Annotated in this window: 12 protein-coding genes; 8 read left to right on the forward strand and 4 right to left on the reverse strand. The window is 46.2% G+C overall.

Annotated features, from left to right (window positions below; translation table 11 throughout):
* Nucleotides 1-28: 28 nt before the first annotated feature.
* The 3 genes from JOE49_RS16735 (at nucleotide 29) to JOE49_RS16745 (ending at nucleotide 2,950) form a co-directional block, all read left to right on the forward strand.
* Complete coding sequence (locus tag JOE49_RS16735; protein WP_053325339.1) at nucleotides 29-373, forward strand: cupin domain-containing protein; 345 nt, start codon at nucleotides 29-31, stop codon at nucleotides 371-373.
* 66 nt (nucleotides 374-439) lie between these two features.
* A complete protein-coding gene (locus JOE49_RS16740; protein WP_245248388.1) occupies nucleotides 440-1,021 on the forward strand; it encodes a TetR/AcrR family transcriptional regulator in 582 nt (193 codons plus the stop codon).
* Nucleotides 1,022-1,081: 60 nt separating this feature from the next.
* Nucleotides 1,082-2,950 carry an alpha/beta fold hydrolase gene (locus JOE49_RS16745; RefSeq protein ID WP_209941993.1) on the forward strand — a complete coding sequence of 623 codons (1,869 nt, stop codon included), beginning with the start codon at nucleotides 1,082-1,084 and terminating at the stop codon, nucleotides 2,948-2,950.
* Nucleotides 2,951-2,999: 49 nt separating this feature from the next.
* On the opposite strand, the gene JOE49_RS16750 is transcribed toward JOE49_RS16745, so the two are convergent.
* Complete coding sequence (locus JOE49_RS16750) at nucleotides 3,000-3,869, reverse strand: aminoglycoside 6-adenylyltransferase (protein WP_209941995.1); 870 nt, start codon at nucleotides 3,867-3,869, stop codon at nucleotides 3,000-3,002.
* 405 nt (nucleotides 3,870-4,274) lie between these two features.
* Between JOE49_RS16750 and JOE49_RS16755 the strand changes: the two genes are divergently transcribed.
* Nucleotides 4,275-4,565: a hypothetical protein gene (locus JOE49_RS16755; protein WP_209941997.1), complete on the forward strand. Its 291-nt coding sequence runs from the start codon at nucleotides 4,275-4,277 to the stop codon at nucleotides 4,563-4,565.
* A 202-nt stretch (nucleotides 4,566-4,767) separates the two neighbouring features.
* Here JOE49_RS16755 and JOE49_RS16760 read toward each other — a convergent pair whose 3' ends face one another.
* The 3 genes from JOE49_RS16760 to JOE49_RS16770 form a co-directional block, all read right to left on the reverse strand.
* Nucleotides 4,768-5,601, reverse strand: a complete 834-nt coding sequence (locus JOE49_RS16760) for a class I SAM-dependent methyltransferase (RefSeq protein WP_209942000.1) — start codon at nucleotides 5,599-5,601, stop codon at nucleotides 4,768-4,770.
* 155 nt (nucleotides 5,602-5,756) lie between these two features.
* Nucleotides 5,757-6,638, reverse strand: a complete 882-nt coding sequence (gene hslO, locus JOE49_RS16765) for an Hsp33 family molecular chaperone HslO (protein WP_209942009.1) — start codon at nucleotides 6,636-6,638, stop codon at nucleotides 5,757-5,759.
* A gap of 31 nt (nucleotides 6,639-6,669) precedes the next feature.
* Entirely contained in the window at nucleotides 6,670-7,152 is a 483-nt protein-coding gene (locus JOE49_RS16770; RefSeq protein ID WP_023988417.1) for an RrF2 family transcriptional regulator, read from the reverse strand.
* A gap of 239 nt (nucleotides 7,153-7,391) precedes the next feature.
* Between JOE49_RS16770 and JOE49_RS16775 the strand changes: the two genes are divergently transcribed.
* The 4 genes from JOE49_RS16775 (at nucleotide 7,392) to rhaB (ending at nucleotide 13,783) form a co-directional block, all read left to right on the forward strand.
* Nucleotides 7,392-8,405: an LLM class flavin-dependent oxidoreductase gene (locus JOE49_RS16775; RefSeq protein ID WP_023988418.1), complete on the forward strand. Its 1,014-nt coding sequence runs from the start codon at nucleotides 7,392-7,394 to the stop codon at nucleotides 8,403-8,405.
* A gap of 263 nt (nucleotides 8,406-8,668) precedes the next feature.
* Nucleotides 8,669-10,738, forward strand: a complete 2,070-nt coding sequence (locus tag JOE49_RS16780; RefSeq protein ID WP_209942011.1) for a bifunctional aldolase/short-chain dehydrogenase — start codon at nucleotides 8,669-8,671, stop codon at nucleotides 10,736-10,738.
* A 352-nt stretch (nucleotides 10,739-11,090) separates the two neighbouring features.
* Nucleotides 11,091-12,311, forward strand: a complete 1,221-nt coding sequence (gene rhaI, locus JOE49_RS16785) for an L-rhamnose isomerase (RefSeq protein WP_209942013.1) — start codon at nucleotides 11,091-11,093, stop codon at nucleotides 12,309-12,311.
* The gene (gene rhaB, locus JOE49_RS16790) at nucleotides 12,308-13,783 is read left to right on the forward strand and encodes a rhamnulokinase (protein ID WP_160790248.1); all 1,476 of its coding nucleotides are present in this window, start codon (nucleotides 12,308-12,310) and stop codon (nucleotides 13,781-13,783) included. Before rhaI ends, rhaB begins: the two co-directional genes overlap by 4 nt.
* Nucleotides 13,784-13,801: the final 18 nt, after the last annotated feature.

Here is a 13,801-nt window from a genome sequence, read left to right on the forward strand (position 1 = left end):
ACTGTAATTGCAAAAGGAGGAGTTCAATATGAAAATAAGTAAAAATAATGCTGAACATTATATATGGGGAGATCAATGTGATGGTTGGCGCTTGGTGAAAAATAATGATTTGAGCATTATTCATGAGCGGATGCCCGGAAATACACATGAGGTCAGACATTATCATCATCATGCGCGCCAATTTTTCTTTATTTTATCAGGTGCAGCGGTACTTGAAGTGGATGGTGAACGAATCCAATTAGGATCTCAGGAAGGGTGTGAGGTTCCTCCTATGGCGCCTCATCAAATGTTTAATGAAACGAATCAGGATGTTGAATTTTTGGTTATTTCTCAGCCTGCGAGCAGAGGTGACCGGGTTCTGGCCGAAAAATAATATTTTGGAGTAGACATGTTCCAGCGAAGGTTGACAAGTCTTTTTTAGTACCGTATAGTGCTAAATATGATGAAAAAAAATAAAATCACGAATCGGGATATTGTTCTGCGCATCGCCACCTCATTGTTTCTTACCCAAGGATATCATGCAACAAGTATGGATGAAATTGTGGCTGTGAGCAATGTGTCCAAAACGAACATTTACTATTATTTTAAAAGTAAAGAAGAGCTACTTTCAGCCATTCTGGATCAACTGATTCAAACGTATAATGAGATGATTTATGAAGTTGTTTCGCGTAAGGATCAGTCTGTTCAGGAACGTTTTGAAATCCTTCTTCAATTGCTGACAGAGCAAGAGACAGATTGTTTGGGAGGCTGTCCCTTTATTACTCTTTATACGCAAATGCCTCAAGATAGCGCCTTGTTTCGGAATAAAATAAGCCAGTTCTTCCAAAGCCAAATCACTACCGTAGAAATATTGCTGAACGAGGGAAGGGAAAGATTAGAGATTCAGGCTGAACTTCCTGCGAGGTCGACGGCCCAATTCATCGTCTCGGTCATTGAAGGTGCGCTCTTTCTGCAGCATGCAAGCCAGGACCCGAGCATACTCGAAAATTTAAAATTTACTTTAGCACTTCTGCTAAAGTGATTTTTTTAATCTTTATTAGTACTACGAAGTACTAAAAATTAAAAAAGGCAGGTTTCGTATATGGCACATATCTTTATCACGGGCGGCACAGGGTTTATCGGCATGCATACGTTACGACAACTTTCCAAGGAGGAACACACTATTACCGTCCTGGTTCGTTCGCAGCAGAAGTGGGAACAAATATGCAGGCAAATGGATTTGGACACAGCATGGCATATCGGGAAATTAACACCGGTTATTGGCGATTTGAGTATACCTGCTCTAGGATTAAATCCTGTTGACAGGCAACTCGTGGAGACAGCAGATGTGATAATTCATGCAGGAGGTCCGATGGATATTCTGCTGGGAGAGGAGGATGCGAGAGCAACTTTTCTACAAGCAGCAGAAGAAATGATAACGTTGGCTACACATATTCATGCGAGCAAAGGGTTACGACATTTTATCCATTTGGTTGGTTACAAAAGCCCTTTTAATGATCATAACTGGATTACTCCCGAGCCCATCATCGATCATTTGGAACAAGCGCCTCCATATGAACGGATGAAATTTTTGGCTGATTTGCGTATTCGTCAAGGAGCACACAAGGAAGGATTTCCGCTTTCGGTTGTCCATTTGAGCGTTGTCATAGGTGACTCAGAGTCTGGGGATACGCCCCAAACTGGTGGGCTAGGCATTCTCGTAGGTTCTACAGCGCGCAAGCTTATGGGACTTGTCCCCGGCGGAAAATCTCATTGGCTTCCCTTGGTCCATGTAGATCATGCAGCCGAATTGATCAGTGTTCTTACGAAGGAATCACATCCTGCTAGTGAAACATACTACTTGATGGATGACAGGCAGCAGAGTCCAACGATGATAGAGCTGGGAACGAATATGGCGAAGGAGCTTCGTGTCTGTAAACCGCTCGGTTCGATCTCGCCAGCTTGGCTAACCAGTATACTGGGTACTCCTCTGGGCCAAAAGTTAGGTATTCCGAAGGAATCACTCGATTTTATCGTGGATGTGGACTACCCACTGGATGCAGCACGAGAGATTCAACGTAAATACGGGTTGTCACAGGCGATGAACAAAAGCGTGTTCCCATTTGTCATTACTGATCTTGATTTCAGGATTGCTCATTCCACCATAGATACAGATGGATATGTCCGCAACAGACGTGGGCCATTAGCTACACTGGAGCGAAGGGTGAAGAATGGAAATCCAACGATCGTATTAGTTCACGGTACTTTCAGCGGGGCAGATTGTTTGATACCGCTGGCAAATCAATTTCCGGAATCCTCTGTTTGCTTGGTGGATCTTCCCGGTTTTGGCCGTTCCCCATACCATCATAAGGAGGATGTACTAGAAGGCCACATTGAATCGTTAGTGCAGGCTATTCAGGCTTTGGAAACGCCAATCTGCCTTGTAGGTCATTCGTTCGGCGGACTACTAGCTGCTAAGGCATGGGAACGCGTACCTGAGCGTATCAGTAGCTTACACCTATTGCAGCCTGTATTGCATACTGCTCCGCGCAGATATCGGAGCGCACGAATTACGGAGAGTATGCTAGGCAGATTCAGCGATTCAGGCTTACGCAAGCAATTGCTTGCGCAGACTTGTTTTGAAAGTATCGACGATATCCCGCCAGCATACATCACGTATGTTCTTGAAGAAATGCGTTCCCCACGCGTAAGAAAGACGACTGCGCAAGCCCTAGCCATGCTAACGAAGTCCGATAGCTTCCGGTCGGTTCCTGAGATATCCGAAAGAATGTATAAAGAGGAGGTTTCGATTCTATGGGGTGTGAAGGATCAGATCTATAAGTTGCCCGAGCCATTTCATGCCCTGCATACGCTGAATATTCCGGCAGCTCATCATTTTCCGATCTCGCAACCGGAACGAACAGCGCAATATCTAAAGCAGCACATAGGACAGAATAACGTTAGTGTATAAAAATAAAACCAGCCTAGCACATATAAATCAAGTGCCGACTGGTTTTTTATCAATAAATGTCCTTAGCATCTGCTGGGAGAGCTTTTACGTGATGGAGATAGTTCGTAACACGTTGATCGTCCAGAGTTGGATATTCGTAACCATAATGGTTCGCTACTTCCAACGCAACTTCTCTAAATAAATTTCCCATGATAAAAAGAGACTGCCACATATGTTCATAATCTGCATCCGCAAACGTTTGGATGTAGAGTGCCCAAAGTCCAGGTTCAAGGTGGTTCTCAAAATATTTTCCCTGTTTACCCGGGTCTGCCGCGAAGTCTGTTCGTATACCAATATGCCATTCCAGCATCAAGTGAAACGCATCTCTCACAGGCCGATCCAGCATAAATTTGGCATAGGGCAGTTCCTGTCGCCATAATCCTTTAGCCACATAGGTACTGACCCACCAGAACTCGTTGCAGGAATTCGCATAGACTTGGGCAGTTGGAGGTATCGTCTTATAATCTTGAAGACTTGGCGGTGGGAAAGGCTGCACAAGCCCGTCTTTATCCAGCAGCAGTACACTTAAGCTGTCTCGGGTCCAATTGGTGATGTTATTCGCAGGGTAGAGTGTAAGATCTATGCGATTGCCGTCTGTAAATAACATGAGAAAAGCAAAGCGATCACGGGGCATCGGAGCAGGTTCCATATGCTCATCGGGCGTCTGCATAATGATCAATTCACCAAAATGGTTGATCCAGCGACGTTCCTGAATAAAGCTGTCCATGGAGGATACGAGAAAGACGATATCATAATCCTGAAAAATGTCCCGTGGAGCATGTGGATTGGCGCGTGAACCATTCAGAATCACGGCACGTACCCGTTCGTCCTCTTGAGCAAAATGGAGAATGGTATGAAGCATTTCATGTTCACTTCTCATAATAGTTGTCTCCACAAGCGGTATCTAAAGGAGAAAAACGTGGACAAGGGAGCAATAGAAATAATGGCCACTAGCTCAAGGATCATCAAGGAAAACAACCTCCTGTAAGTTCTTTTATCTGGGAAAAGTCTCCTATCCTTACAATAGCCTATACACAGAAGCCATTCAATTGTGCTGCCGAGGCCTTCTTCATTACCAGAAGTTCACTTGACCGAATTGTATGTTTTATCCATAATGAAGCGAGGCATCAAGTACAGACCATCTTAGAGCCTAATCCTCTAATACGTTTAAAGGAGTGATGATGTTTGAATACGAACAAACAAAACAAAAAGCTTATGAGAGGTTTATGTATTTAGATGAATAAGAAAGAATCTCTCATAGGCTTATGGGAGGCAAATCGGACAAATGTGTGCTCATCACATGATTCAAGGAATGGAACTCGCGGAATCTTATTTTTATAAGGCATTCGGTCTTTTTATTACAATGAAGCATCACATATCGATTCAAGGTGTTATTAGCGGCACCATACCGGGTAGAATTTTTTTATCTAATAATGGGGATACCGCTGTATTGAGCAACCCCCAAGGCATTTTTCTGGGAGGAAGTCCGGACAATAAAGCCTTTTTAAAAGAAATCAACATGTTGCTTCAAGAAATCCTATTACCTCAACTGGCATCCAAAGGAGAATTAGACTAAGTGCTATATTACCCGGCAGATGAGAAGTGGGAAGCTGCTCTTGAAACCGTGATGAAGGATTTACGGCCTATGAAGAGTGGACGAATGACGTTTACTCAGCATTTGGACGGTATAGCTAACCCGCTTGGAGAGGATATCGTAGCAATAGATCGTGAACTATTAAAGCAGCGGCATCTGACCGTAATTGTAGAGGTGCTGAGTTTTAAGACTTGGTACCTACCGCAAGCATATGCGGGCTCATACCGATTACGGATTCCTGCTCTTCAACCTGCCGTGATATATCCAGCAAGCGGCTGCGATGGGAAGGAAGCACCCACTTTTCCTCAAATCCGGGTGCAATCCAGACGGGTCCTTCCACACCCAGTATACGAGGCTTCGGTAATCCAGCCGCCTGCCAGTCTGCGCGCAAAGCATCCGGTGTATGGAAGTAGGAGCGTGTGAGAAAAGAGGGATAAGCAGCAGGGCGCACATGCTGACCATCTGTTAGCTCCTGTCTGACCATATCCATGAACGCATCTTCCTCCACAATGGTATTGCACTCACCGTACACCGATAGCCCCCACAGTAGCGAGCCAAACCTGGAAATAGCTGAAGTAATCAGCGTTCCACCTTTTTTTAAGACACGCGCCGCTTCTTGCAGTGCTTTTACTCGTTCCTTCTGTTCCGTTAAATGATATAAAGGTTCCATCAATAGCACGATGTCCGCGCTTTCATCTTTACGATCAAGATTTCTGGCATCCGCGGTTTCCAGCTTGCTGATGATGGGTTTATTCAGTTGCTGCTGACGAGCGAATTCAATGGCTTGGGAAGATAGATCAAATAGATGAACTTCGTATCCCAGCTCCGCCAGCCACGAAGAGTAGACCCCTACACCGCCGCCGATATCGTAAATAACATGAGTAGACTCCCTGAGATAACGTGAAATGATTTCTTTTGATCTTTCCAGTTCTATTTTTCCTATGCCTCGCTCTAACCTGCCTATTTCTGCACCGCCATCATAATAAGCCAGAATTTCATGCGTATCTTTTTCGAGCATAGCGCACCTCATCTCAAGTGATTGGAATAATATAACATTATCACTTACATCATGAACAAGTCTACCGTGTTTAGGATTAAGAAACCATCGGAAGCATTGGGAAAGAAAAAAGCTGTTCCCCAGTAGCTAAACCTACTTTTTGGGAACAGCCATATTTAAATGATGTTTGTTTCCAGCATGCCCTCGAGATCTTCTTTGGTAAGATGGTAGTGTGCGTTACAAAAGTGACAATGAGCTTCAGCCTGTCCATCGGTATGGATCATATCTTCTATTTCCTTATTCCCTAAGCTGATAATGGCATTGGTAACGCGCTCTTCTGAGCAGGGACAATGAAATTGTACAGGCATGGTTTCCAGTATGTTTATGTTGCTTTCTCCTAAAATCTGACCCAGAATCTGCTCTGGTGTAAGACCTTCCATGACCATTGCGGAGATGCTTGGAATGCTCTCAATACGTCTCTCGATAAAACTGATAACCTCTTCTGGTGTATCTGGCATCAGCTGAATAATAAAACCTCCAGCCGCCTGTATAGAGTTATCTGGGTTAACAATAACTCCCGCTCCCACAGAAGAAGGAATTTGTTCGGATTGGACGAGAAAAGATGTGAAGTCCTCGCCCAGTTCACCCGATATGAGAGGGACCTGTCCAACAAACGGGTGTTTTAAGCCGATATCTTTGGATACAATTAGCGCTCCATCTGTTCCTACAGCTCTGGCGACATCCAATTTCCCTATCTGATTAAGCTCAAAATGGGTTTGTGGATTTTTTACATAACCTCTAACTTCACCTTTGGAGTTGGTATCGACAAGAATGGTGCCGATAGGTCCGCCACCGTTGATTCTGATCGTCAGTTTATCCTCATCCTTAAGCATGGCTCCCAGCATGACGCCGACCGTCATAGAACGTCCCAATGCAGCCGATGCTGTGGGCCAGGTATAATGACGCCGTTGGGCTTCACTTACCGTTTCCGTTGTTCTCACGGCATAAGCCCGTACCTGATTGTTGTAGGCAAGAGCTTTTACTAAATAATCGTTCATGTTCATATTCCTTTCTGTTAATTAGAGTTCTTTACAAGACCATTTTTTCCTGAATCCAGTTCTCTAAAGAAGTAATTTTGTCATCATATCCTTCTTTAAAAAAGTCAGCGGATAGTGACGCGATGGTTTCTCTTTTCAGAACGGCCTTCCAGGAGGCTTCCGCTTCTTCCATCAAATTTGCCAGTAAACAACACTGATCGTCTTTCTTTAATTCAAGCATTTCGTTGTATATACCACTGGAAGAATAAAGGGTTTGTTGTCCCTCAATCGCTAGATAAATATCAAATACCCGTATATCCTCAGGTTTTTTCTTTAATTTGAACCCGCCCTTGACACCAGGTACAGAAGTAATCAAATCGGAGCTAACCAATTTTCGTAACAGTTTATGAAAATAAGTAGGTGAAGCACCTAACTGCTGGCTGATGGCCTCCCCAGGTAAAACGGCTTTGTCCGGCAGCATCGTGAGTAGAAGAAGAGCGTAGACAGATTGTTCGACACCTGTTTTCATATGCACTAGCAATCACCTCAATATTTATAACCAGGCTAACGTGGATAAATATTATCCACATATATTGCATAATAGATGAGCTTATTATAAAAGTAAACTGTTTTTTGATAAAAACTAAAAATTTAAATCGTTTGCAATTCATAACGGAACACATTATCATAATTGACGTATCAATTGATGGGTCAAAGAATTAAGACGTTGAGGGAAATATGTAAAATAATATTTTGACAGGGGGTTTATATATAATGACTACGCGTAACGTTGCACTATCTATATTAGATCTTGCACCTGTCATTGAAGGCGGCACTCCTGCCGATTCCTTCCGCGACACGGTGGATCTTGCCCAGCATGCTGAACAATGGGGGTACCATCGGTACTGGCTAACGGAGCATCATAACATGCAGGCGGTCGCCAGTGCGGCTACGTCCGTGATCATCGGGCATGTAGCTGCACATACAGACAAGATTCGGGTCGGTTCAGGCGGTATTATGCTGGCTAACCATGCTCCACTCATGATTGCAGAGCAGTTTGGAACCCTAGAGTCGCTCTATCCGGGACGAATTGATCTGGGACTTGGCCGGGCTCCAGGCACGGATCAACCCGCGATGAGGGCACTGCGGCGAGGGCTTCACAGTACTGGGGAAGATTTCCCCGAGCAATTGAATGAGCTGCGTTCTTACCTGAATCCAGCGCTAAACGGAGCCGTTCCGGGAGTAAGAGCGATTCCTGGAGAGGGGCTGGACATTCCCATCTGGTTACTGGGATCAAGCGGATTCAGCGCACAGCTGGCAGGTCAGCTTGGGTTGCCGTTCGCGTTCGCCAGCCACTTTGCCCCGGCTCATTTGTTACAGGCTTTAGAGTTGTATCATCGCAATTTTCGGCCATCCAAAGCACTGGATAAGCCATATGTGATGGTCGGTGTTAATGTGCTTGTTGCAGATTCTGATGAGGAAGCAAAATGGCTCTTTACTTCACAAGAACAGCAGTTTCTAAATGTGCTGCGCGGGCACAGCGGAGGACTGAAGCCACCAGTGGATGACATGGAAAAGCTTTGGAGTGAGCACGAGAAGGAGATGGTTCGTGGTAATATGCTGGGGTATTCAGCCATCGGCAGTCCTGACACCGTCAAGCAAAAGATGGATTTGATAATCGACCAGACGAGAGCCAATGAGCTGATTACAACCTCTCAGGTATATGACCATCAAGCGCGCCTGCGCTCGTACGAGCTGCTAGCCAAAGTGATGCGTATAGTTGGGTAATTAGATGAGTTAAACAAATGAGGCTGTGCCAGAAAGGTTCTTATAACCGATTCTGACATGGCCTTTATTTTCTGCGTGGAAATGATCGTTTTACAATGAATATATCCGTTTTATAGATGGGTAAAAATTAAAATTTATTTTTGATTATTTTTGTATTACTTATTTTCAAATTAAAACAAAAGTGTTATAGTCTCCATAAACAAAGAATAACCACTTTAATAAAGCCTTTCAAAACTAAAACTAAACTTGGAGGTCTTTTTTCTATGGTACAAAGTCTGTGGATTTCTTCACAAGCATCTGAGCAGAAAAGCACGCTGGAACAGCTCGTATACCGTTCTAACCTGATTGGCACAGATAGGAGTGTGTGCAACTGGGGAGGCGGCAACACTTCGGTCAAAACGATGATACAAGATTTTCGTGGGCGTGAAGTAGAAGTGATGTACGTTAAGGGCAGCGGTTCCGATCTCGCAACAATGAAAGCGCATAACTTCACAGGGCTTCGTATGGAGGATATTCGTCCTTTATTTGAAAGGGAAGATATGTCTGACGAGGATATGGTCGCATATTTGGCGAACTGTATGATAGATGCCAAGCATCCACGGGCTTCAATTGAGACGCTATTGCATGCTTTTCTGCCTTTTAGACATGTGGATCATACACACCCGGACGCGATTATTAGCTTGTGCTGTGCGCACAACGGCAAGGAAATCGCTAAGGAAATTTTCGGTGACCGTTTTGTATGGGTGCCTTATATCCGTCCTGGCTTTAAGCTATCGAAAATGATTGCCCAAGGTGTACTCGATCATCCACAAGCTGAATTGGTATTGATGGAAAAGCATGGTCTGGTTACGTGGGGAGAGACATCCGAAGCGGCTTATGCGAAAACAATCGAAATCATTCAAGAAGCAGAAAGCTATATTAAAGCTCGTCAAGAGGAAAAGCAGGCATTTGGAGGCACAAAATATAAAGCGCTTACTTATAAAGAACGCCGTAGCATTGCATCCCAGGTCATGCCATCCGTCCGTGGTGCAGTCAGTGATGAGAAAAAGATGATCCTCACCTTTGATGTCGCGGAGGATGTGTTGGAGTTTGTGAACGGCCGGGATTCTGCTGCTTTATCCCAGGTCGGGGCTGCGTGCCCGGATCATCTGGTCCATACCAAGATGAAGCCACTCTATGTAGATTGGACACCGGATGTGGAGGATGTAGAGGGCTTGAAAGTTAAGCTTGCCGAGGGTATAGCAGCCTATAAGGAGCAGTATCAAGCTTATTTCGAGCGCAATCGGCATGAGGGAGATGTTATGTTTGAGGCTGCGCCACGTGTAATTTTGATTCCGGGTATTGGTATGATCAACACAGGAAAAAGCTGGAGCAACGCGCAGGTAAGCGGCGCCTTGTATCATCGGGCTATTGCTGTCATGCGAGGAGCAACGGCGTTAGGAGAGTTTGTTTCACTCAGCGAGAACGAGTCATATAACGTGGAATATTGGCCGCTGGAGCTTTATAAGCTGTCACTCGCGCCAGCAGAAGCTGAATTTTCCCGTAAAATTGCGTTCATTACAGGCGGTGCAGGCGGAATTGGCAGTGCAACCGCACGTCGTTTGGTGGATGAAGGCGCACATGTCGTACTGGCAGATCTGAATCTGGAAGGCGCGCAAAAGGTAGCCGCAGAGATAAATAGTAGCTACGGAGAAAATCGTGCCATCGCCGTAAAAATGGATGTGACGCAGGAGGAGCAAATTCAGGCTGCCTATGCAGAAACGGCATTGACCTATGGCGGTGTAGATACCATCGTCAACAATGCAGGCCTTGCTACATCCAGTCCGTTCGATGAAACATCGTTAAAGGAATGGAATTTAAATGTGAATGTGCTGGGAACGGGTTATTTTCTGGTTGCACGAGAAGCGTTCAAGCTCATGAAGGAGCAGACACTTGGCGGCAGCATGGTGTTCGTCGGTTCCAAAAACTCGGTCTACGCAGGAAAAAATGTAACAGCCTACAGCTCGGTCAAGGCGCTGGAAGCGCATTTAGCCCGTTGTATTGCCGCAGAAGGCGGTGAATATGGTATCCGTGTGAACACCATTTTGCCGGATGCCATTCTGCAAGGCTCGGCAATCTGGAACTCCAATTGGCGCAACGAGCGCGCTGCCGCCTACGGGATTGAGCCCGACCAGCTGGAGGAACATTACCGCAAACGGACGACGCTGCTGGTCAACATTTACCCGCAGGATATCGCCGAGGGCATTGCCTTTTTCGCCTCATCCAAGGCTGAGAAAACGACAGGTTGTATGCTGACCATCGACGGTGGCGTCCCTGCAGCATTTACGCGCTAGCCGAATTAAAATGAACCTATGTAAGCGATAGACTCATTTCAACGGCTCAACACTTAGGATTATAATGAACTAATTTAATGTACTAATCTATTTCACTAATCCAAGCCACATGACGATAGTTTCGAAGGGCTTATACACACTAACACTTTAAAAATAGAAGTGACTTTATGGGTGGTCAGCAGCAGAGCGGGCGGAATTGTTCTGAAGAAACGATGTGTTCGCCTTTGCAACGGGATTTTAACCTTATCATGTGTTATAAAATGAAAAATCCCGTTGCAACAGCGATCGGAAGAACAATCCGCACGCGAAGCGGCCTCCCGTAACTCACTTCATTTTCCAAGGAGGAACCACGATGAGTGACAAAGCGTACGCCTTATTCGAGGAGCAACAGCAACAACGGGGCATTGACCTGGAGCAAGTAAAGGCAAAGCTGAAAGCGCTTAGCATAGAAACACCATCCTGGGGATATGGCGACTCAGGTACACGGTTTAAAGTCTTTCAGAAAACGGGCGTGCCGCGTGATCCGTTCGAAAAGCTGGAGGATGCCGCGCAGGTTCATGCCGTGACAGGCTTATGTCCATCCGTTGCGATCCACATTCCGTGGGATACAGTAGACAATTACGGCAAGCTTCGCAGTCATGCCGAAAGCTTGGGACTACAGATTGGGGCCGTGAATCCCAACCTGTTTCAAGACGAGGACTACATGCTCGGCAGTGTCACCAATGTAGACCCGGCCATCCGCCGCAAGGCCATCAACCATTTGCTGGAATGCGTGGATATTGCGAAGGAAACGGGCTCTAACGATTTTAGCTTATGGTTCGCAGACGGAACGAATTATCCCGGCCAGGGGGACATTCGCAAACGGAAAAATTGGATGCTGGAAGCGCTCAGTGAAATGTATAAGGCGCTTACTCCTGACATGCGCATGTTGATTGAATACAAGGCGTTCGAGCCAGCCTTTTATCATACGGATATTGCCGATTGGGGTATGGCGTACAATTTCGCAACCAAGCTGGGGCCGCAGGCACAGGTGCTGGTGGATACAGGGCATCATCTGCCGGGAGCCAACGTGGAGCATATTGTCGCGTTTCTAATTGATGAGAAGCGATTAGGTGGTTTTCATTTTAATAGCTACAAATATGCGGATGATGATCTGATCGTGGGCTCCGCGAATCCGTATGAACTGTTCTTGATTTTTTATCAGATTTTAAATGCCGCTCAGGATGTAGATACGGATATTCGCCATACCGTCGACAAAATTGCTTATTTGATTGACCAATCGCACAATATTGAACCCAAAATTCCGGCGATGATTCGCTCGGTGCTGAATGTGCAGACTCAATATGCGAAGGCACTTCTGATCAATCATGCAGAGGTGGAGGAAGCGGCGAGTCGCCAGGATGTGCTGGGTGCGGAGGATGCCGTGCGCCAAGCGTTTGAGTTCGATGTGGCACCATTGCTCAGAGCGATCCGTGAAGAGCAAGGGTTACCGGCAGACCCGATGAAAGCCTACTTAGCGTCTGAGTATGGCACGCAGATTTTGCAAAGAGGCAAGGGTGGTGCAAGCTGGTGAGCATCCTCGCTTATGATTTGGGGGCAAGCAGCGGCAGGGTTCTACTCGGAGAATTGACAGATTCACGTATAGTGGTGGAGGAAATTTATCGCTTTTCGAATGATCCGGTCAAGGTTGGGGAGCGTCTGCACTGGGATCTGTTGCGTCTGTATCACGAGGTTCAGCAAGGATTGCTCAAAGCCAAGCATATGGGAGTGAATCCGTCCAGTCTTGCGATTGACTCCTGGGCGGTCGATTTTGGATTAATTGGGAAAACCGGAGAATTGCTGGGGAACCCTTATCATTATCGGGATTGGCACACCCACGGGGTGATGGAAGAAATACAGGAACGGCTGGGAAAAGACTTCATTTTTCAGCGTACAGGCATTCAGTTTTTGACGTTTAACACGATTTATCAGCTGGCTGCTATGCGAAATGCGAGTTCACCGTTGCTGGAGCAGGCAAAGCATTTCTTGATGATTCCAGATCTGCTGCGGTATTTTCTGACAGGTGAAATGTACAATGAGTTTTCGAATGCGACCAGCACGCAATTATATAATCCGTTGCAGCAAAAATGGGATGATGAGCTTTTGTCTGGAATCAATATTCCCCGTTCCTGGTTTGGTGAGGTACTGGAGCCAGGAAATGTTGCAGGAACTATCCGCTCGTCGGTCATGACCGATCTGGGTATTGGGGCGATTCCTGTAATTGTAGTAGCAGAGCACGATACGGGATCTGCTGTGGCTGCCGTGCCTGCGCTGGAGCACTCGTTTGCGTACTTGAGCTGCGGAACATGGTCCCTGATGGGAACGGAAACGGCACAGCCTGTAATCAATGACGATACGCTTCGTTTTAATTTTACGAACGAAGGTGGGGTCGGTCGAACTTACAGGCTGCTTAAAAACATTATGGGCTTGTGGATTTTACAGGAGGCGCGCAGAGAATGGGAGCGGCAGGGATACTCCTATTCCTTCCCCGAACTGGTTCATATGGCAGAACAGGCTCCAGCATTCACTTCTTTGATTGACCCGGACGATGAACTGTTTCTGCACGCCGGGGATATGAAAACACGTATTCGCCAATATTGCCGCAACACCGGGCAGCCATTGCCCGAGACGCCGGGTGAAATCACGCGCTGTGTTTTGGAGAGTCTGGCGTTAAAGTACCGTTACATTTTGGAGCTTACGGAGCAGGTGTCAGGACAACGGTTTAATGGTTTGCATATGGTCGGAGGAGGGATTCAAAATCGCTTGCTGTGCCAATGGACAGCCAATTCGATTCAAAAACCAGTGTGGGCGGGACCTGCAGAAGCGAGCGCAATCGGCAATCTTGCGGTACAATGGATGACACAGGGAAAGTTCGCCGATATATGGGAAGCACGCCGGGTCATCGCGGATTCTATTTCCGTGGAGGAATATGAACCTGCCGAGTCAGAAGCGTGGGAGGATGCCTACGGGCAATTCCGGCGGGTGGCGGGACTTTTTGTACATTAAAGATGTGGAGTGAGATTG

Origin of the sequence: Paenibacillus sp. PvR133 (assembly GCF_017833155.1) — a bacterium.
Lineage (GTDB): Bacteria > Bacillota > Bacilli > Paenibacillales > Paenibacillaceae > Paenibacillus > Paenibacillus polymyxa_B.

Coding starts and splice junctions, on each gene's coding strand:
- JOE49_RS16735 (WP_053325339.1), top strand. CDS start 29: ATGAAAATAAGTAAAAATAATGCTGAACATTATATATGGGGAGATCAA.
- JOE49_RS16740 (WP_245248388.1), top strand. CDS start 440: ATGATGAAAAAAAATAAAATCACGAATCGGGATATTGTTCTGCGCATC.
- JOE49_RS16745 (WP_209941993.1), top strand. CDS start 1,082: ATGGCACATATCTTTATCACGGGCGGCACAGGGTTTATCGGCATGCAT.
- JOE49_RS16750 (WP_209941995.1), bottom strand. CDS start 3,869: ATGAGAAGTGAACATGAAATGCTTCATACCATTCTCCATTTTGCTCAA.
- JOE49_RS16755 (WP_209941997.1), top strand. CDS start 4,275: ATGTGTGCTCATCACATGATTCAAGGAATGGAACTCGCGGAATCTTAT.
- JOE49_RS16760 (WP_209942000.1), bottom strand. CDS start 5,601: ATGCTCGAAAAAGATACGCATGAAATTCTGGCTTATTATGATGGCGGT.
- hslO (WP_209942009.1), bottom strand. CDS start 6,638: ATGAACGATTATTTAGTAAAAGCTCTTGCCTACAACAATCAGGTACGG.
- JOE49_RS16775 (WP_023988418.1), top strand. CDS start 7,392: ATGACTACGCGTAACGTTGCACTATCTATATTAGATCTTGCACCTGTC.
- JOE49_RS16780 (WP_209942011.1), top strand. CDS start 8,669: ATGGTACAAAGTCTGTGGATTTCTTCACAAGCATCTGAGCAGAAAAGC.
- rhaI (WP_209942013.1), top strand. CDS start 11,091: ATGAGTGACAAAGCGTACGCCTTATTCGAGGAGCAACAGCAACAACGG.